This window comes from Sulfitobacter sp. W074, assembly GCF_025142275.1.
In the GTDB taxonomy this organism is placed as follows: domain Bacteria; phylum Pseudomonadota; class Alphaproteobacteria; order Rhodobacterales; family Rhodobacteraceae; genus Sulfitobacter; species Sulfitobacter profundi.
In genome coordinates this window covers 210002-227975 of the sequence record NZ_CP081130.1, presented here as the reverse complement: position 1 = coordinate 227975, position 17974 = coordinate 210002, and the positions used below count along the sequence as shown (strand labels likewise).

21 protein-coding genes and 1 tRNA gene are annotated in these 17974 nt (G+C 57.0%); 17 read left to right on the top strand and 5 right to left on the bottom strand.

The genetic code is table 11. The features are described from left to right. Positions 1-20: 20 nt before the first annotated feature. From K3762_RS01100 to K3762_RS01050, 11 genes are all read left to right on the top strand, one after another. The gene (locus K3762_RS01100) at positions 21-284 is read left to right on the top strand and encodes an AlpA family transcriptional regulator (protein WP_260011008.1); all 264 of its coding nucleotides are present in this window, start codon (positions 21-23) and stop codon (positions 282-284) included. Positions 285-390: 106 nt separating this feature from the next. Beyond that, positions 391-759: a hypothetical protein gene (locus K3762_RS01095; RefSeq protein WP_260011004.1), complete on the top strand. Its 369-nt coding sequence runs from the start codon at positions 391-393 to the stop codon at positions 757-759. Between the two features lie 103 nt (positions 760-862). After that, complete coding sequence (locus tag K3762_RS01090) at positions 863-1084, top strand: hypothetical protein (protein ID WP_260010999.1); 222 nt, start codon at positions 863-865, stop codon at positions 1082-1084. Continuing rightward, a complete protein-coding gene (locus tag K3762_RS01085) occupies positions 1081-1476 on the top strand; it encodes a hypothetical protein (RefSeq protein ID WP_260010995.1) in 396 nt (131 codons plus the stop codon). Before K3762_RS01090 ends, K3762_RS01085 begins: the two co-directional genes overlap by 4 nt. Continuing rightward, the gene (locus K3762_RS01080; protein ID WP_260010992.1) at positions 1476-2654 is read left to right on the top strand and encodes an AAA family ATPase; all 1179 of its coding nucleotides are present in this window, start codon (positions 1476-1478) and stop codon (positions 2652-2654) included. Before K3762_RS01085 ends, K3762_RS01080 begins: the two co-directional genes overlap by 1 nt. A gap of 187 nt (positions 2655-2841) precedes the next feature. Continuing rightward, positions 2842-3288: a DUF5681 domain-containing protein gene (locus K3762_RS01075; protein ID WP_260010989.1), complete on the top strand. Its 447-nt coding sequence runs from the start codon at positions 2842-2844 to the stop codon at positions 3286-3288. Positions 3289-3511: 223 nt separating this feature from the next. Further along, positions 3512-3787, top strand: a complete 276-nt coding sequence (locus K3762_RS01070) for a hypothetical protein (RefSeq protein WP_260010987.1) — start codon at positions 3512-3514, stop codon at positions 3785-3787. Between the two features lie 90 nt (positions 3788-3877). Then, positions 3878-4270, top strand: coding sequence for a hypothetical protein (locus tag K3762_RS01065; RefSeq protein ID WP_260010986.1), 393 nt, complete (start codon positions 3878-3880; stop codon positions 4268-4270). Then, on the top strand, positions 4270-6000 hold the full coding sequence (locus K3762_RS01060; RefSeq protein ID WP_260010985.1) for a hypothetical protein: 1731 nt from the start codon (positions 4270-4272) through the stop codon (positions 5998-6000). Before K3762_RS01065 ends, K3762_RS01060 begins: the two co-directional genes overlap by 1 nt. Continuing rightward, on the top strand, positions 5997-8525 hold the full coding sequence (locus K3762_RS01055; RefSeq protein ID WP_260010978.1) for a hypothetical protein: 2529 nt from the start codon (positions 5997-5999) through the stop codon (positions 8523-8525). Before K3762_RS01060 ends, K3762_RS01055 begins: the two co-directional genes overlap by 4 nt. A gap of 2 nt (positions 8526-8527) precedes the next feature. Next, on the top strand, positions 8528-8860 hold the full coding sequence (locus K3762_RS01050; protein ID WP_260010975.1) for a hypothetical protein: 333 nt from the start codon (positions 8528-8530) through the stop codon (positions 8858-8860). Between the two features lie 39 nt (positions 8861-8899). Here K3762_RS01050 and K3762_RS01045 read toward each other — a convergent pair whose 3' ends face one another. From K3762_RS01045 to K3762_RS01035, 3 genes are all read right to left on the bottom strand, one after another. Beyond that, positions 8900-9418: a hypothetical protein gene (locus K3762_RS01045; RefSeq protein WP_260010973.1), complete on the bottom strand. Its 519-nt coding sequence runs from the start codon at positions 9416-9418 to the stop codon at positions 8900-8902. A 104-nt stretch (positions 9419-9522) separates the two neighbouring features. Continuing rightward, complete coding sequence (locus tag K3762_RS01040; protein ID WP_260010972.1) at positions 9523-10359, bottom strand: hypothetical protein; 837 nt, start codon at positions 10357-10359, stop codon at positions 9523-9525. 573 nt (positions 10360-10932) lie between these two features. Next, positions 10933-11217, bottom strand: coding sequence for a hypothetical protein (locus K3762_RS01035; protein WP_260010970.1), 285 nt, complete (start codon positions 11215-11217; stop codon positions 10933-10935). A 389-nt stretch (positions 11218-11606) separates the two neighbouring features. Here K3762_RS01035 and K3762_RS01030 point away from each other — a divergent pair, with 389 nt between their 5' ends. From K3762_RS01030 to K3762_RS01015, 4 genes are all read left to right on the top strand, one after another. Continuing rightward, entirely contained in the window at positions 11607-12224 is a 618-nt protein-coding gene (locus K3762_RS01030; RefSeq protein ID WP_260010968.1) for a hypothetical protein, read from the top strand. Beyond that, positions 12202-12891 (top strand): hypothetical protein, encoded by a 690-nt coding sequence (locus tag K3762_RS01025; RefSeq protein WP_260010967.1) that lies wholly within the window; start codon positions 12202-12204, stop codon positions 12889-12891. The genes K3762_RS01030 and K3762_RS01025 overlap by 23 nt, the downstream gene beginning before the upstream one ends. Next, entirely contained in the window at positions 12888-13400 is a 513-nt protein-coding gene (locus tag K3762_RS01020) for a hypothetical protein (protein ID WP_260010965.1), read from the top strand. Before K3762_RS01025 ends, K3762_RS01020 begins: the two co-directional genes overlap by 4 nt. 70 nt (positions 13401-13470) lie before the next feature. Continuing rightward, complete coding sequence (locus tag K3762_RS01015; RefSeq protein ID WP_260010963.1) at positions 13471-13968, top strand: hypothetical protein; 498 nt, start codon at positions 13471-13473, stop codon at positions 13966-13968. 732 nt (positions 13969-14700) lie between these two features. Here K3762_RS01015 and K3762_RS01010 read toward each other — a convergent pair. After that, the gene (locus K3762_RS01010) at positions 14701-15318 is read right to left on the bottom strand and encodes a DUF3800 domain-containing protein (protein WP_260010962.1); all 618 of its coding nucleotides are present in this window, start codon (positions 15316-15318) and stop codon (positions 14701-14703) included. Between the two features lie 166 nt (positions 15319-15484). Next, positions 15485-15560, bottom strand: a tRNA-Lys gene (locus K3762_RS01005). Positions 15561-15664: 104 nt separating this feature from the next. Between K3762_RS01005 and dapF the strand changes: the two genes are divergently transcribed. Then, positions 15665-16498 (top strand): diaminopimelate epimerase, encoded by an 834-nt coding sequence (gene dapF / locus K3762_RS01000; protein ID WP_132444180.1) that lies wholly within the window; start codon positions 15665-15667, stop codon positions 16496-16498. After that, on the top strand, positions 16495-17748 hold the full coding sequence (gene mtaB / locus K3762_RS00995) for a tRNA (N(6)-L-threonylcarbamoyladenosine(37)-C(2))-methylthiotransferase MtaB (RefSeq protein WP_120349886.1): 1254 nt from the start codon (positions 16495-16497) through the stop codon (positions 17746-17748). The genes dapF and mtaB overlap by 4 nt, the downstream gene beginning before the upstream one ends. Positions 17749-17974: the final 226 nt, after the last annotated feature.

The following is a 17974-nucleotide window of genomic DNA, read 5'->3' as shown; positions in this document are numbered from 1 at the left end:
ATAAGGCGAAAGGATGAGCAATGACCCTCACTGCAGAATTCACCAATCAGAACGGGCCTCACGAGAATGGCACCGTTTGCTCGCTTGTTGCCAAGGACCCCCTGATCCGGGACGCCGATGGAGCGTTCATGATGGGTTGCTCCAAGGCAACTTTCTGGCGTCGCGTCGCCGATGGCACTGTACCAGCAGCAATCAAGATTGGCGGAATGTCACGCTGGAGGTTGAGCGACATTGAAGCTGTTATCAGCAAGGCCGAAGCAAATAGAGCGCCCTCAGCTGCCTAAGAAAAACCCCAGCCGTACAAGGACGAGCCGGGGCGAAATTTCTTTTCAGCGGTGAACAAGAGATAGCGCGTTTGGCCCGTCCTTTCAATAAGAAAGGAAAACGGCAATGCACCTGCAAACACACTTCACGGTCGGCAACGACCGGCCTCCCGCAAATGCCCTGCGCGTAGAGCGTTGGAGCGACATGCCCAAAGGCACCGCCCCGGCGCGCTATGAGGTCGTCAGCGAAGACGGGAAGACCAAAACCTTCACCTTGGCTAAGGGCAACCGGATCATCCTTGATGCGCTGATCCAGCAGCCTGTTTACTGCGCCAGCCCGGTGCGCATCTCGGACAGGGTGTGCATCCTGCGCCGCGACTATGGGGTGCCGATCACGAAGGAGATGTATTCCAACGACACCGCCACAGACCGGGCCAAGTTTGGCGTCTACTTCCTGAGCGGGACAGTTCGTCGGATTGACGGGGGTGCAGCTTGATTATGGCCCTCAAAATCCAGATTGCCCGCTTGCAACGCCTTTACGGCCTGACCGCAACCCAAGCCCGCCTTGTCGCTGGCTTGCACTACGGGGAGGGCGTGTAATGTCCAATGTTTCCAAACTGCCCACGGCAGCGACCAGCTACTACACGGTGAGCAAGTCGGGCCGCTACTCCGACGTGGTGCTGGTGACGCCAAGTGATGGCATGAAGCCTATCAAGACGCGCCTCTATCGTTTCACTGATCGGGATGCAGCAATCCAGCACGGCAAGGATACTGCTGCTAAGGTCCACCGCCCGTTCAAACTGCGCGGGGTAACGGGATGAGCAAGACCCTCAGTAAATACATGCCAGACGCTTATAAGCGTGTTGCCCGCACGGTGGGCTATTCGCTGCTGCTAACTGACGCTGACGCATGGCATGGCCTGACGGTGGTGCTAACGGCACGTCTGACACCTCAAGAGCGGGCCGCTATGGCATGGGCCGTTCTGCGGTCCCTGACACCTGAGCAGGTTGTTGACGTGGCTCAAGCGGTCCTGCTCAAAGGAGTAGGCGCGCCGATTGCCCCACTAATCAACCATATGGATGAAGCGGCATTCTGGGCCGATATGGCCGCGCCTGATGAGCGGGAAGCCTATTGTCTCGCCAGCTTTAAGGCGATGCCATATGAGCGTCAGGCAGCCTTCCTCGACTTTGTGCAAGGGAGGCTGGCAGCTTGATGCGCGATTTCACAGCAATGGCCGTGCAATTGGATCAGCACCGGGCGGAACACCCGTCCGGTGCAGACCGCTTGCCGACGCCTTTCATCTGGCAGGACCCTAATAGCCTGCCCCGTCGCCCATGGGTCTATGGGCGGCACCTTCTTCGTAAGCAGGTCGCGGTCACCGTCGCCCCCGGTGGCGTGGGTAAGTCATCCCTGACCATCGTTGAGGGGCTGGCGATGGTCTCTGAGCGTGAGTTGCTGGGGGAGTGGACAGCCAAGGGTTTGAACGTCTGGCTCTACAACCTCGAAGACCCGCGCGACGAGATGAACCTGCGGATCACAGCAGCTATGCAGTACCATGACGTGCGCCCTGATGAGGTCGAAGGGCGCTTGTTCGTCGATACCGGGCGCGAGCGAGAGCTTTGCACGGCGGTGCAGTCTCGCGAGGGCGTCGTCATCGTGAAGCCTGAAATCGAAGCGCTGGCGCGGGAAATCAATGAACGGCAGATTGATGTGATGGTCGTTGACCCGTTCGTGTCCTCCCATCAGGCGGGCGAAAACGATAACGTTGCGATTGATCTGATTGCCAAAGAGTGGGCGCGTCTTGCCGACCGGTGCAACTGTGCGATTGAACTGGTTCACCATACGCGCAAGACCAACGGCGTAGAGGCCACCTCAGAAGACAGCAGAGGCGGCTCTGCGCTTCTGGCGGCTGCACGGTCAGGGCGGGTTCTCAACCGCATGACAGCGGACGAGAGAGAGCAGGCGGGCATTCAGCCCGATGACCTGACCACCTATTTCACTGTGACCCGCGACAAGTCCAACCTCGCACCCGTGGGAAAGCGCACATGGCGGCGCATGGTTTCGGTCGAACTGGCGAACGGTGAAAGTGTCGGCGTGGCTGAAGCTTGGGAGTGGCCGGATACCTTCGACGGCTTCACTAGCAAGGACCTATTGGCAGTACAGCATGCCATTGAGGGTAAGCAACCGCGATACTCGGATCAGGCTGGCAAAGATTGGGCCGGGGTCATTGTTGCCGATGTCTTGGGGCTGGATGCTGGGAAGGACAAGCGTCGGATCAAGAAGATGATCGAGGCGTGGCTACATTCGGGCGCGCTGGTGAAGGGGACTAAAACCGGCCCCATCAGGAAGCCAGTTCCGACGATTGAAGTCGGCGAGTGGGCTACCGAATGATGTGCGTCACCACCCCTAAAAAGCAGGTGACGCAAGGTGACGCAAACACCCCCCAAAACCACTGCGTCACCACCCCTCCCCCTAAAGGGGGGGAGGGGGTGGTCACGCGCTCAGTTGGTTCTCGCGAGGTGGTGACGCAAACCGACCTGTCTCAGCAGCAAGAACGTTCTCAGGAAAGGCATTCGGCATGAGCAAAAAGAGCGACCGAAACAGCGGCGTGAAAACGGGAGGTCGGAACGCTGACGGCACATTTGCGCCCGGCAATCCCGGCAAACCCAAAGGATCACGGCACAGAGCCACACAGGCCATCGAAGCAATGCTGGAGGGCCAGCAGGAAGCTCTGACGAAGAAGGCAATAGACAAGGCGCTAGAAGGTGATGTGACGGCTCTACGCCTTTGCCTCGACCGCATAGCGCCTGCACGGAAGGATTCGGCGGTCTCGTTTGATCTGCCGGATATCGAGACAGCGGACGATGCCGCCAACGCTGCAAGGGCCATTCTCAAGGCAGTAGCTGATGGTGAGGTAACCCCGCTTGAGGCCGCATCTGTCATGGCGGTGGTCGAGCAGTTTCGCCGCACCTTGGAAACCACAGAAATTGAACGCCGGATCACCGCACTGGAGACAGCGATATGAGAATGCAGAACCGTAGATTAACAGACCTCGAAACCAAGGCCGGGACAGGTGTCGATACGATCACTTCTGTCGTGACTGAGTTCTTTGTGCCCTCTCCAGGTGGCCCCTTATCGACGGGTCAGTTTCGTGGTCGCCGGATTGGCATGAATGAAGAACTATCCAGCCGCCCGGGTGAAACCAGAGGTGCCTTTGAGCGCCGAGTCATGGAGCAGGAGATTACACGATGAACCGTACTGTGATCACGCGGCGCATTGAGGCGCTAGAAGGCAAATCAGTTGCCGGGCTTAGTGCGATTGTTCGCCTGCCTAAAGAATGGGGAGAGGTACAGAGAGCCGAGGCGCTTGCGGACTTTCGAGCAAGTGAGGGGCTAAGCCCAGCGACGGAAGTGGAGGTCAAAGAATGCGATAAAGCGGCAGGACTAGAGGTGCTGTTTGCTGGGTGCATGGCCGACGTACTGGATCACGTCGCCAAACACGGAAAACGCATAGGTGAGGACTGAAAAATAGTGCAACGGACGCAAACAGGGGGTGCAGTGATGCGCCAAATGAGGTACTATAATACCGCAAGTGTAACGCCGAAAGGAAGCGTGATGGGGCTACTGAATATGATTGCAGGGCATAACGCGCCTAGCGGAAACCGGGCTACCGGTTTTAACCCACGCTACAATTCTCCGGCGCTCAACAGCCAAGGCATGGCGGCGTTACAGCAAAGCAACCCGGCGTTGTTCGACGCACTCCAGCAGTTGATGGCCAACCAAGTGCAGCCTCAGGAACAACCCGACTTCGGTGGTTTCAACAACGTTATTGATATGATCGACGGTGGAGGGCCGGGCGCGTCCGGCTCCACCTTTTCCGGTGGGTTCAGGGGCTACAGCAACATCAAAGATATGTTCGACGGCGGTGGCATGGGTAAGTCGGGCGATAAGTTCGAAGGCGGTGGCAAGCTGTCAGCAATTGGCAATCTTTTCCGAGGCAAAAAATAATGGGCTGGCTGCGCTACGCAAACCAAGGCGCGGTGAGGAGCCAGCCGCTTTCTGAGGATCTTCTGACCGCGCTTTCCTTCATCCCTGAATTGGGTCTTGAGCTGGAAGTGTTCTCAGGCGGTCAGCCCGGCAAGGGATCAGGTAAGCCGCGCGTAGGGTCTACCCGTCACGACCACGGCGACGCAGCAGACGTGTTCCTACGCAAGGACGGGAAGCGGCTGGATTGGGCAAACCCGGATCACCAGCCCATCTTTCAAGACTTCGTGCGGCAGGCAAAAGCCAACGGAGTGACAGGCATCGGGGCTGGCGATGGGTATATGCAGCCCGGCTCCCTGCACGTTGGCTTTGGAACCCCGGCAGTATGGGGCGCAGGCGGAAAAGGCGCTAACGCGGCAGGCTGGTTGCGCGAAGCATACCACGGCGAACCCGGACACAATCACCGCCCCGGCGACGAAGACCAAGCCATTGCCAAGGACGCTATGGCAGCAATCGGCAAAGCGTCAGTCAGACAGTCTTCAGGCAGCGGCGGGGCCACAACAGTTACAGGCGGAAGTGGGGCAGACACCATGGCAGAATCAGGCGGACTTCTTAGCAAATTTGCGCGAACCGAAGATCAGGTTGGCGGGCTTCTGGGAATGCTCTTCAAAAACATCACGCCGGACCGTGCGGACAGTATCCGGGCGGGACTGGCAAGCATGCAAGGTATTGGCAATCAGGGCGTCTATAACGCCGCACAGGGCCGCATGCAGGGGCGTCGCGATGCCCGGTCGCAAGAACGCGGATTCGAGCAGGATCAGGCCCTACAGCAGCAGCGTCTCGATGCGCAGAATGCAAGCCGCCAACAGGAAGAACAGGCCGAAGCCACGCGGCGAGAGCGCATGCGGCAATGGGTGGCCCAAAACGCGCCTGACCAGCTTCACGCATTCGAAGCTGGCGTGGTTGGTGGTGGCGATATCTACAAGGCGGCTACCGGCGGGGGCGACTTGAGCGCCAAAGAGGAACAAATTGGCCGCTTGATGGAAACCGGATTGGACCGGACGCAAGCGGTCGGGGTTGCTGACGGGCGCTTCGTCGTTTCTCGCGACCCGATGGATGGCACGGCGGTGGTGGTCGATAAAGGTACAGGCCAGATTGTCGGCGGAACAGCGGGTCAAGGTCAGCCGATAGCGCCCTCACAGACCGCCGCGCCTGTCTCTCAGCCTGCTCCGGGTAGCATGAGTGCGCCGCAAGATGGTTTCAGCTCTATCGATGTCGGCAGCAATGCTGAGGATGCTTTCGGGATTGAAGGCAAAATCAAAGGCGCTGCAAATGCAGTGACTGATGCGATAGGAATGGATCAGCCTTTCCCCGAGGTTGAGAAGGTCACCCGCAACTTCAATGCTCTGAATGAGAACATCCTCTCTGATTTGGCGAACGGCTATCAGCGCCAGCCCCCGGTTATCATCATGAAAGCCTTGCAAGAGTTGCAGCCACGTCCCGGCGAGTTGTTTGAAGGTGCCTCCTCAGCGCAAGCAAAGCTGAGCGCCCTACGCACGAGCATCAAGACAGAGGCGCGTTCGGTGAGTGAGAGTCTAAACCGCCGCCAAACACCGGTTAATCGTCAGGAATACGAGAAGCGCGCAGCGGCATTGGATGCGGCGCTTGCCCGGATCGATGCAATGTCCGGTGCATTCGGTTCAGGCGAAAGCCAGACGACCAGCGGCGGCGTGAAGTGGAGGATCGTGGAATGAACACAGTCACACTGGAAGTTGAAGGCCAAAAGGTCGAAGTTGACCGCGCTTTTCTTGATATGTCGCCGCAGGATCAAGAGGCGACCATTACTGAAATTGCCGATAGCTTTGAGCCGCGTCAGACGTTCATGGGCAACGTGAACAAGGGCATCGCAGAAGCGATGGGTGGGGTTGTAGACCTGCTCAACCCGTTTGATGTCCCTCACAGCCTCAACCCGTTCGAAGGCGGCACCGGGTCGGCTGTCAGCGGGCTTGAAGCTGCAATGGAAGCAGGCGGGGTGAATGTTGCGCAAGGTGAGCCGGACAGTCTGGTCAACTCATTTGCGCGCGGCTCTGGCAACGCAGCGGGCGCAGCACCTCTTGGACTGGGGTCGATGCAGGCGGCGGCTAGACTTCCGGGATTGCTGGGCATGGTTGGTAAAGACGCGGCCAAATCTATGTCTACAACAGGCGGATTGATCGGCGAATTGATTGCTGGCGGTTCTGCACAAGGGTCCGCAGACTTGGCGAAAGAAGCAGGGGCAGGCCCAATGGCGCAAATGCTGGCTGGCATCGCAGGCGGCGGCGCTACAGCGGCCATTCCGGGCATAGTTAGGGCCTCCCCGACCACGACGCTCGCGCGCAGGGCTGTAGGCACTGTGAAGCGAGCCGCATTGCCCTACACCGAAGCTGGAGGCCGCGAGGTGGCCAAGGCACGAATGCAGAGCCTAGCAGGGGGTGAGGACCGCGCCCGCGAACTGGCACAGCGCATTCAACCCGGCGAGCTTGGTTTGACCCCGGCCCAATTGACGGGCGACCCCAACATGCTTGCAATTGAGCAGGAAGCCGCGCGCATGAACCCGAACCTCCGTGAACGTTTGGCGGCTCGTGCAACGCAATCACAGGAAACCGCTGGCCAGACAATAAGCGGGATGGGTGGCGACCCAGCCGAAGCACAACGGTTCTTCGCTCAGCGACGAGGACAAGCCCGTGAGAGCATCAAAGGGATGATTCAGAGGGCAGCACAGCGCGACCTTGATGCAAGGCCGTCAGTGAGGCGCACAGAGGCTGAAAACAGCCAAACCGTTGTCGCCAACCTCCTAGATGCAGAAGCAGAGGCGCTGGCAACAGAGCGTGACCTGTGGGCTCGGGTGCCACATGGTACCCAGATTGATACGCTGGGCGCTCAAAGAGCCGCGAGAGCAATCATTGAGGAGACACCGGGGCCAAGCCGCAAACATATCCCGCAAGATATCCTGACTTACTTTGACGGGCCAAGCGGCTTTGGGGATGTTGAAAGCGTCAGCGAGCTTCACGCGCTGTACTCAGAGCTGCGCCAGACTGCCCGTGAGGCTATGGCGCGCCCTGTGCCCAATAAGCGGCAAGCAGCAATGGCAAACAGCGTTGCAGAGGCGATCCTAGATGATCTGGGGGCCGGTGGCGGTAGTTCTGAGGTGGGGCAGGCCATCGACACCGCCCGAGCTTTCAGCCGAGAGATGCATGAAGTCTTCGGGCAAGGCCCAGTTGGCACCGTGCTTAAGCGTACCGTAAATGGTGGCGACCGCGTAGACCCGCAAGCAGCCCTGCAATCGATCATGGGCACAGGCGGCGTAAAGGCCAAGGTTGGCGCAGAAGGCGTAATGCGGGCATCTGACACGGATGCAACTGAAGATGCCTTGCGGGACTTCATGGCAGGCAAGTTCAATGAGAATGTGTTCAGCGGGGGCCAGTATCGAGATAGCGCCGCCCGCTCATTCATGCGCCGCTTTGACCCTGCACTAGAGGCCATTCCGGGCATGCGAGACGAGCTTGCAGGGTCCATCCGAATGGCTGAGGGCGCGCAGCGGGCTGCACAACGCGGCAATGCTGCGCTAAAGTCGATTGATAGCAACGCGTCAGTGAGGGCCGGGTTTGAGCAAGCGCCAAGCAATAAGGCAGCGCAGGCAGTATTCAGCGCGCAGCGACCCTCGACAGCCGCGCAGGAACTGGCAAGAACCGCGCGCAAAGACCCGACTGGGCAGGCTATGGCAGGTCTTAAAGGTTCTTTTCTTGATCACCTGAAAGCCACTACGAAAATGGACGGCGACAAGATGCTTTCCGCGCTAGCTGATCCAGAGACTAAACAGGCCCTTTCAACTGTCTTAGAGCCTGATGAGTTCCAGCGTTTGGCCACTATTGCTGATGAGCTTAGCAGGGCTGGTAAAGCAAAGGGTCAGACGCCGGATATTGGCAGTCTATCGGCTGCCTCCCCGAACCGCTTGATAGAGAACGCCGCCCGTATTTGGGCCGCGAACTTCGGGGCTAACCTCGGTGATAATGGAGCATCGCTACAAACTGCTCAAATGGCGTCGGGCCAAGTGAAGCGCCTTTTGGGTCGATTGCAGAACGACAAAGCTGAGCAGATGCTGATGGATGCGGTAGAGGATGCAGAGCTGTTCAAGATGCTTCTCAGCGACCCTCAGGCAGTGAAGATCACCCCAGAAACACGCAGCCGCCTTGCTCCTTACTTTGTAGGGACCGGCGCGGCACTCGGGGCAAAGGACTGATCATGCAGGAGCTAAGCCTAAAGAAAGCAAAGAACGTGCTGAAATTCTTCGGGTCGGAACGCACTGGCCCCTATCACTGCCGTCTGATGGCCCGCTATCACAGCGAGATTCCCAGTTTGGAGGATGATGCTGATTATACGAACTACACGGCGCAGTTCGACACAACGGTTGAGCGGGCAACGAAGTCGGAGGCAAGCTACCTGTGGTTCCATGCGCTAGCGCTTCGTATGCTGGAGTATGAGCTAGAAGAGGGTTTTGAAGGCGTTGTCAGTCAGCTCCTGATTCCGATAGCAACTGATAGGGCTCGGCCTTCCCATGAGGGTCGCGCGCACTGATGCATTTGGCAGGGATCAATCCAAGAAAAAGTACATTTTCTACCCGCCTTTGCGACTTACACTGTAACCAACTCCGACAACATCGGCCATAAACGTCGCTTCCGGAGTGATACAGAATATCTTAAACTTTTTATCCAAATCCATGAGGCGCTCATTGTTCTTCTCGACTGTGCCTTTCACATAACCACTATGTTTGAAGAGAGTGGCAAAACCACTAATGCCAGAAAACGGCGTTCCATCTTGCACGTTAGCTGCTCGCCGAATCTCTGAGATTGCTTCAATACAAACGGCCTCCGCGTTCATTTCTTCATTTGGGAGGTCGAACAAGAATATTCGTATTTCATTGGAATCCCAATGGTAGGCTGCAAAGCCGCTACCTAATTTATCCCGGATTAGTAAAGTCAACCTAAATACGCCCAAGTCCATCAAGTTGACTGGGGTGTTCATTAGGTAGTTGGTGGTATCGTCAGGCCCCGCGAATGCGGAGGATGAACCAAAGGCTAGGAAAGCACAGAGCGACAATCGTTTCATGAATTTGGGCGCTCGTTTCGAAATCATACCGAAAAACCTCGAGAAATATATGGGCGACTAAAGTATCTAAAACATTGAAATATGCACAGGACTAAATGGAAGGTTATCTGACGGGCTCGACCTTAAAAATCCTAATATTCCGGAAGTTGACTAATAAATGCCTTCGAGACCACCCAGAATCCTTGAATCAGAGGAACTGCGAGAAATGCGAATCCTAAGACAACTAGGACGACACAGAAAGGCCTCGCTATTGTTTTCGAGAAGTTTAGCCAATCGATGAACTTCCATAATAGGATGCTCGTCAATAGCTTTTGATCTTCATTTTCCTCTCCCGTCAACTTCGTTGATCTTAAGTACGTTCCCGTCCCTGGTATCTCACGAACATGGGCTCCCGCCGCTTTTGCTTGGAGAGGGTTCAGGTCAGATTCATCTTCCCAATGTTGCCCGACAAGGTTGTTTTCGCCAGTCAGCTCAAACAGAAAACGATTCAGCCGAAGGCCCTCAGGACTCATCCTGTTCACCTTTTTGATGCTAGAGAGATAGTCTGAGGCATAGTCCCTGACGAGCTCAGCTGTAACCCCATCTGAAGCCGCAGAGGCTGACGAACCGTATTTTCGAATAAATTCTGGGCAGTATGCGACATAGATTAGCCGCCCAAGGCCAAAGGATGCGGCTGAAAAGTAAAGCAAATACCAGTTAAACGGTATGTTTAGCACGAATGGCACGTCTTCTTTGCCGCCAAAGGGATTAGCGTAGTACCGATCAGGAAGTTCCGAGGAAAACGTTATAAGAATTGGGACCAAAACGAGCCAGAGCGATGCTGCCCTTACAGCCTTCGCGTCTAATACTGAACGCAAAGTAGACCACGACAACCAATCATGTCCCGACCACTCATCAGGGCCTGCTTGAAGCTTTTTTAGTCCCGAAGAAAGGGTGTCCCATTCCTCATCTGTGAATTTATATGCCATTTTTTGGTCAATCAACAAGCCTTTAGCTATACATTGTGTCGGGTTCCGCCTTTCGGGTCCAGCTAAAGATGCTCGATTTGACCTCAATTTGGGTCTGCGTATCATAATTTGACATGCTAGTTGGGGAATGTAGCAACAAGGCTGTATCACGAAGCGCTACCCGTTGTCCGCAGTGCAACTCCCCGCCGCAGCAGTAGTAGCCCACGGGGTCATGTCAGACCGCGCGGTGGCGCTTATTCGATCACTGCAAGCGGAAGAAAGAACTACGGCGGATGCTAGTACTGACCAACTGAGTAACACTTTTTGGGAAACTGGTTAGAAGAACACCGGAGAAGAGTTTCGCAACATCGGAGAAAGCCCGCTTCCAATGTTGTGTTACATTCCTCCGGTGTTTTCGTACTCAATCTAGGGAGTAACGGGGGGAGACGGCTAAGAATAGCTAGGGGGCCTCTAAGCCTTTCTGTCGATTACAAGTTAGGCGCTCCGGCGGCAATGGTACCGTTAGCATCTTAGTAATTCTGTATAACCTTGCAATATTATCGGCTGCGAATCTTTAGGAACAGGCCCGAAACATTAGTCACCAGAGCCAGGAAAATCTATTACTTCACCATACCTTTCCGCATTTTGGCGAGCGCGCTTCTCTATGGCGCTGATTTCGTCAGAGGCGACCAATCCCTTCTCCACCAATAGAAGTTCTAAGTATTGCGTCCGAAGCAGCAGTAATGTGTTTGTCTGTATAAGCTCGGCATGGCCTTTGAGGGCCTCAGTTGAGGCTTCGGCGGTCTGAACCGATTGCGCTGCAAGCCTTGCAAGCGCTTCAACCCGTTTTTCGAGTGCTTCTATTCGCTTCTCAATCATTCGTCGGTATCCTTTATGATACGCCACTGGTTCCTTCACCCGAAGGTACTGGGTCTCGCAGGCGAACCCCCGGACCACCCCCGTTCTGGGGGATTAAGACAACGCCAGCCCCCGTCAATGCGGCTTCAATTAGCGCCGCATTGTTCTCTCTGATCGAACCGCCTCGCTCGAATGCGGTGATGGCAGTTACACTCAATTTACCGCCAGCAGCTTCGATTGCCTTAGATAGATCAGCTTGTTTCCACCGTAGCAGCGCTCTGCCTGCTGAGCATTGGGTGGCTGTTATCATGGTTAACCTCAAAAAAATTCAAGTTAGTTGTTGACGTAATGGCTGCCATAACTTAAATATATTTCAAGTTTAGGGAAACGGCAAGCCTCGGAGTTACGCTATGACTATTGCAACCCCATACAATCTCAAAACAATCATGACCGCAGCTTGGGAAATAGTCCGCAAGGCTAACGTGGTCTTATACGGGTTCCGGGTGATCATGCGCCGCGCCCTGAAAGCCGCATGGGCCAATGCCAAGCACGAACGGGCGATGGAAGCGCGACAGGAAAAGCAGGAGCAGGCATCGCCCGAGGTAGCCCGCATTCAAAGCGAGATTGCCATCCTCGAAAGCAAAACCCATTGGGAGCAGCCCGACTATGCCCGCATTGGCGTCCTTCGAGCCGCGCTGAGGGCCGCTCAGGAGCATGAAGCTGCTGCCCCGGACTACGCCGCCAAGCGTGAGCTGATCGCTTCTGCCGGTGGCCGCTTCTGCGCTGTCACATTCACCAAGGCTGATGGGACTGAGCGCACCATGCAGGTGCAGCCAGCGACCTTGAAGCGTCATGTGAAAGGCGATGCCGCCACAGAGGCAGGGAAACAGGCCGTACAGACGCGCAAAGCCCGCCACCCTCATCTGCTGCCGGTATGGGATGCAAAAGCCCACGCGCCGCGCTCCGTGAATTTGGCGACCATCTCACGCATCGCGGTTGACGGAGTTGTCCACGAATACCGCGCCTGACCTGCCCGAAAACAAACAACAGTGGCCGAACGCCACACGAACGGAGGAAGTACCCATGTCCAACTTCACGAATGCTCTACAGGCTGTCTACGACGCCCGGAAAGCCCACGAGACTGCGATTGCAGCCAGCGATACCTACCAGAAGGTCAATGGCGGCAAGACGTCGTCTGCAAAGGAAGATGCAGTCGGGGATGCCGCAGAGGCGGTGGGCAAAGCTGAACGCGCCCTCATGGCCATTGAGCCGCAGACCCCGATGGATGCCTTGCGCAAGGTAAAAGCTCTGATCTGCGATGGCATGCTCGATGAAGCCATTGCTGCCCTTCGCGCCGATGCTGAACGGCTTACAGAGAGCAGCCGCGACCCACTGGTTGACCTAGACGCCCGTTGCCGTCCACTGCGCAAACTGATCAACAGCGTGGACGGCAGCGACCCGTTGCTTGATGACATGATCGAAGAACTGCACCGCCTCGAAGCTGAAATGTTGAAGCATGTGCCGACGACCGCTGAGGGGTTGGCCGCGCTGGCAAACATGCATTGGCAGACCGAAGGGCCGGTCTCGCACATGGGGTCGCCTGATTGGCAGGCCTCTATGAGCAACCCAGCCTACATTGCGATGCTCAACTTGCGCACCGGCGCACGTCGTCTGGCAGGGGAGGCAGTACAATGAACACGAACCTCGCCACCGCAATCTCCAATGCATACGACCTCAGCAGCATTCTGCGCGTTTGTGTGCGCTCCCTTGAAGGGGACGCGCCCGAGCAACCGGGAGATGGAGAGGCAACAGCGCACACGGTCAAGCTGGCGGGGAACATGGTTGGTGACCTGATCAGCACCCTTGAACTGGTTGAGCTTAGAAGGGAGCAACCGGAACAGGATGCCAGCCAAAGAACCGGTGCCGTTCAGCTGCTGGATAAATGGAAGGCAGCCAAACGCAGCAGAGACGCGCTGATGCAGGCGCAACCTACCGAACAGGTATCTGAACCTGCGGAACTGGCCGAGCTTGATCAGAACATCGAATGGTATGCTGAGCGCATTTCCTGCTTTGAGCCAAAGTCAGATGCGGATGCCGCAGCTATGCTGGAGTGGTGCGTTGAGGACTGCGCCGGAGAACTCCTTTGTGAGCAGTACCCGCGCGCCCAGAAGGCCGTGATCGAATACTTGCGGGCCAAGGCCTGACGAACCCGCCTGCGCCTCTCTGCCGGGGCGTGGGAAACACGGTGGGGGCCGTATTGGAGACTGTAAGCAAATGAACTGTTACACCAACAACCGAAACTGGTCCGACAGGTTCTTGCCTGAGATTAAGCAGTTAATCGGCGGCTATCTACTGGAAACTGCAGCTGACCCTTTCGATCACATCCAGGCCACCGACCTTATGATGCTGGATGCCCGCGACATGCGGGTTGCTGCACGGGTAAGGCGTCCCGGCTATGCACAGCGCTACCCCTACCAGTTCACTATACGCTCAGCGGTGGCATCAGGGGCGCAGACAGAGCTTTCCAAGATTGTGAACGGCAATGGTGATTGGATGTTCTATGGCCACTCCAACGCGGACCAAACGGGGTTGGAGGCGTGGTGGCTGATCGACCTGAGGGCGTTTCGCGCTGCGCTCATCCGCAACCGGGTGAACGCTCCGCAGATTGTCATGGGCGACCAGCGCAATGCAGACGGTACGCGCTTCAAGTGGTTCGACCTGAGGTCTTTCCCAGCCGATCCGCCGTTGGTTGTGGCGCGCTCCTGCAATTGACAGGCGCTACTCAGGCCCATGAATCTTCAGTTTCAGCAAAGGCGAAATCAGTCTTCACCATCCCGTAATAACGGGTTGCAATGCGCAATAAAAAATGATTCAAGTTGGGTTAGACGCCAGTCGTCTTAGCTTATCCAGTCCTTAGTCCGCAAAAACTAGTCAGGACGGGAGCGAACGGCAGTGAGAAACTACCGCTTCCCACTTCCCGTGCCGAAATCGGATATATGAGCTTACGCTCACCGATTTCGGCCAACTACAAATCACCATAATATGGCTCCTTTTGTGTCTGCCGGGGAAGGCCCGGCCCACTGGGAGCACCCCATGCGCCCCAGATACTATATGTAGGGTGCGGAGCTATATATGGTGACGACTGGCGTCTGATACTCATTAACCCGATTTGAGACAGCGGAGTCAACGCTAACTTTAGCCATAATCGCCTGTAGTGGCCCTCAGGTTGCCAATCGAAAATTCTGGCCCAAACCCCAGTCGATGCCAGCAGGGATGCTGTAAGGGGCTAATATCCGCGCCGCTGCAAGAGTTCACCAAGCGTTCCCCCTCTTGGGCCTGTCGCTGTGAATTCAATTCTCTTACCGTATAGCCCCACAGACTTAGAGCCTTGACAAGTTCGAACGTGGCTCCTACCTCTAAGGAGCAAGCCGCCTCTGGTTCCCGAATTGTCACCGTATGGTGTGCGTTCCACTCAATCGGGTGGATAGGGACCGAGGCGCACAACTATCTGAACTCCCATACATTTTCTATTTGACCATTTCGTTGCAATGCCGAGCGCCAGCGGTTGCTGTCGGCTCTTTCGGGTTTGTAGGAGCGAGCAATAGCTCCAGCCGCCATGTCGGCAAGTTGCACTAATGGATCTTTCACCGAATCTTTCAATTCTACTTTGCTCACAGCGTCGGCATCTAGGTGCTTGCGTAGATACGACCGAAAGGCTCTTTTAAATGCCCTATCTCCAGAACCATCTATGATCACCTTAGCATTGCGCAGCGCGCCACCATCATGCTCCAACATGTTTCTGATGAAAAATTTATAGAAGCTTTCTTTAACGGTCCTTAGCGCTTCAGAATAGATCAAATCTTTCTGGACGACTATTGACCTAGTTCTGAAGTCAAACTCAGATATTTCATCGAAAAACGTGTCGCGGTGCGGACCATACAATTTGCTAAACTTGAACTCAGGCTTCACACGGAGCTGCCCTTTCAGCTTCGAAATCCTAGTTTGGCAAGCTTTCGCCTGTGAGTAATCATCAAAAATTACCATGGTGGTAACAAAATTCGGCGATGACCCCTTGGTAAGTTTGAACCCCGGGTCTCCCGATTCATCAATAAATACGAGCATCTAAAACAAATATTTGGCAGCACAGAAAAGCGCAACCTTCTCGGAGAAGTCGACGACACATCGAGTGGAAACTAGTAAACTTGTCCCCCATATGTCCCCCGGAACGGGACAGGCGGAGCCGGTATTTAGATACCGCACCACAACCTCTTGTAGAAAAAGGAGAAAGTGGTGAGCCGTGATGGGTTCGAACCATCGACCTACTGATTAAAAGTCAGTTGCTCTACCAACTGAGCTAACGGCCCACTAGGCGGGTAACTAGAAATTACGGGCGGCAGGGTCAAGCCCTTAATCGCGAAAATATTGCGAGATGCTGGATTAGTTTTCATGCCGGGGTTATATGCCCCGAATGTACAGCGATCAGACCCCCGGATTGCCCTTCATGAAAATGCATGGGCTAGGCAATGACTTCGTCGTGTTTGACGCACGCGCGGAGGCAATCGACGTGACCCCGGCGATGGCGCAGGCCATCGGGCACCGGCAATTTGGTGTGGGATTCGATCAGCTTGCGGTCATCACGCAAGGCACGGGCGACGCGCATCTGACCTTTTACAATTCCGACGGATCCCTCTCTGCTGCCTGCGGCAATGCCACCCGCTGCATCGCGCGCTACCTGATGGATGAGTCGGGGCGCGATTCGCTGCATTTGACCACCGCGCGGGGCGATCTGGCAGCGAAAGACGCCGGGGGCGGCCTGACCTCCGTCAACATGGGCCACCCGCAGTTGAATTGGGACGAGGTGCCACTGGCGCGCGAAATGGACACGCTGCACCTGCCGATAAACGGCGACCCCGTCGCCACCGGCATGGGCAACCCGCATTGCACCTTCTTCGTCGATGATGCCGAGGCGATGGACCTCTCCGATCTCGGCCCCCGCGCCGAGCATGATCCGCTTTACCCTGAGCGCACCAATGTGCAAGTCGCGCAGATCGTCGGGCCGGATCACATCCGCATGCGCGTTTGGGAGCGCGGCGTGGGGGTGACGCTGGCCTCGGGCTCGTCCTCTTGCGCCACCGCCGTGGCCGCCGCGCGCCGGGGCCTGACGGGCCGCGCCGTGCGTATCGACCTCGACGGCGGCACACTGCACATCGATTGGCGCGAGGATGGCGTCTGGATGACGGGGCCGACCGCCCATGTCTTTTCCGGCACCTTCACCCCCGACTTTCTGGAGAGCCTGACATGAGCGCCCCGATCTTCAGCACCATGGGCTGCCGTCTCAACGCCTATGAGACCGAGGCGATGAAGGAACTGGCCGAACAGGCCGGGTTGCAAGACGCCGTGGTGGTCAACACCTGCGCCGTCACCGCCGAGGCCGTGCGCAAAGCGCGCCAAGACATCCGCAAGCTGCGCAAGGCGCACCCCGATGCGCGGCTGATCGTCACCGGCTGCGCCGCACAGACCGAGCCCGAGACCTTTAACGCCATGCCCGAGGTCGACGCCGTGATCGGCAACACCGAAAAGATGCAGGGCGCGACATGGCAGGGCATGGCCGCCGATTTCATCGGTGAGACCGAGACCGTGCAGGTCGACGACATCATGTCAGTCACCGAAACGGCAGGCCATTTGATCGACGGATTCGGCACCCGCAGCCGCGCCTATGTGCAGGTGCAAAACGGCTGCGACCACCGCTGCACTTTCTGCATCATTCCTTACGGTCGCGGCAATTCCCGGTCGGTCCCCGCAGGGGTCGTGGTGGATCAGATCAAGCGGCTGGTCGACAAAGGCTTTAACGAGGTGGTGCTGACCGGGGTCGACCTGACATCATGGGGGGCCGATCTGCCCGCCACGCCAAAGCTCGGCGATCTGGTGATGCGAATCTTGCGTCTGGTGCCCGATCTGCCGCGGCTGCGGATTTCCTCGATCGATTCGATTGAGGTGGATGAGAACCTGATGCAGGCCATCGCGACTGAGCCACGCCTGATGCCGCATCTGCACCTGTCGTTGCAGCACGGCGACGACATGATCCTCAAGCGCATGAAACGCCGCCACCTGCGCGACGATGCGATCCGTTTCGCCCAAGAGGCCCGCGCCCTGCGTCCCGACATGACCTTCGGCGCCGACATCATCGCCGGTTTCCCGACTGAAACCGAGGCGATGTTTGAAAACTCGATGAAGCTCGTCGAGGAATGCGACCTGACGTGGCTGCATGTCTTTCCCTATTCCGCCCGCCCCGGCACCCCCGCGGCGCGGATGCCCGCGGTGAACGGTGCTGCGATTAAAACCCGCGCGGCACGGCTGCGCGCGGCGGGAGAGCGGCAAGTGCAGCGGCATCTGGAGGCGCAGGTGGGGCAAACGCATGATGTGCTGATGGAGAACCCTCACATGGGGCGCACGGCGCAGTTCACCGAGGTGAGTTTTGCCGCGCCACAGGTCGAGGGCGACATCGTGCGGGCCGAGATCACCGGAATTTCAGGCGCGCAGCTGACCGCCTAGCGCGAAGGGCATCGCCCTCCCTGGGGGGCGATGGAACGAGGCTGTCGTCGGAACGGCTGCCGTACTCGAAACGACTCCGCATCATGAAACCTCGCTAAATCGCCCTCCGGGGGGAGGGAGGGCGATGCCCGGTGTGCCACCGGGGGGACCCTATTGAGAGGTTTTTGGCCAAATGGCCGCCGTCATTACCCATGGCCAAAAAAAGGGCGCCGGTTTCCCGACGCCC

Bases quoted from the DNA above. Each gene is read 5' to 3' on its own strand.
- K3762_RS01045 (WP_260010973.1), bottom strand. From the start codon at position 9,418: ATGATTTCGAAACGAGCGCCCAAATTCATGAAACGATTGTCGCTCTGT.
- K3762_RS01040 (WP_260010972.1), bottom strand. From the start codon at position 10,359: ATGGCATATAAATTCACAGATGAGGAATGGGACACCCTTTCTTCGGGA.
- K3762_RS01020 (WP_260010965.1), top strand. From the start codon at position 12,888: ATGAACACGAACCTCGCCACCGCAATCTCCAATGCATACGACCTCAGC.
- K3762_RS01080 (WP_260010992.1), top strand. From the start codon at position 1,476: ATGCGCGATTTCACAGCAATGGCCGTGCAATTGGATCAGCACCGGGCG.
- K3762_RS01065 (WP_260010986.1), top strand. From the start codon at position 3,878: ATGGGGCTACTGAATATGATTGCAGGGCATAACGCGCCTAGCGGAAAC.
- mtaB (WP_120349886.1), top strand. From the start codon at position 16,495: ATGAGCGCCCCGATCTTCAGCACCATGGGCTGCCGTCTCAACGCCTAT.
- K3762_RS01100 (WP_260011008.1), top strand. From the start codon at position 21: ATGACCCTCACTGCAGAATTCACCAATCAGAACGGGCCTCACGAGAAT.
- K3762_RS01015 (WP_260010963.1), top strand. From the start codon at position 13,471: ATGAACTGTTACACCAACAACCGAAACTGGTCCGACAGGTTCTTGCCT.
- K3762_RS01075 (WP_260010989.1), top strand. From the start codon at position 2,842: ATGAGCAAAAAGAGCGACCGAAACAGCGGCGTGAAAACGGGAGGTCGG.
- K3762_RS01095 (WP_260011004.1), top strand. From the start codon at position 391: ATGCACCTGCAAACACACTTCACGGTCGGCAACGACCGGCCTCCCGCA.
- K3762_RS01090 (WP_260010999.1), top strand. From the start codon at position 863: ATGTCCAATGTTTCCAAACTGCCCACGGCAGCGACCAGCTACTACACG.
- K3762_RS01035 (WP_260010970.1), bottom strand. From the start codon at position 11,217: ATGATTGAGAAGCGAATAGAAGCACTCGAAAAACGGGTTGAAGCGCTT.
- K3762_RS01085 (WP_260010995.1), top strand. From the start codon at position 1,081: ATGAGCAAGACCCTCAGTAAATACATGCCAGACGCTTATAAGCGTGTT.
- K3762_RS01010 (WP_260010962.1), bottom strand. From the start codon at position 15,318: ATGCTCGTATTTATTGATGAATCGGGAGACCCGGGGTTCAAACTTACC.
- K3762_RS01060 (WP_260010985.1), top strand. From the start codon at position 4,270: ATGGGCTGGCTGCGCTACGCAAACCAAGGCGCGGTGAGGAGCCAGCCG.
- K3762_RS01030 (WP_260010968.1), top strand. From the start codon at position 11,607: ATGACTATTGCAACCCCATACAATCTCAAAACAATCATGACCGCAGCT.
- dapF (WP_132444180.1), top strand. From the start codon at position 15,665: ATGTACAGCGATCAGACCCCCGGATTGCCCTTCATGAAAATGCATGGG.
- K3762_RS01055 (WP_260010978.1), top strand. From the start codon at position 5,997: ATGAACACAGTCACACTGGAAGTTGAAGGCCAAAAGGTCGAAGTTGAC.
- K3762_RS01070 (WP_260010987.1), top strand. From the start codon at position 3,512: ATGAACCGTACTGTGATCACGCGGCGCATTGAGGCGCTAGAAGGCAAA.
- K3762_RS01050 (WP_260010975.1), top strand. From the start codon at position 8,528: ATGCAGGAGCTAAGCCTAAAGAAAGCAAAGAACGTGCTGAAATTCTTC.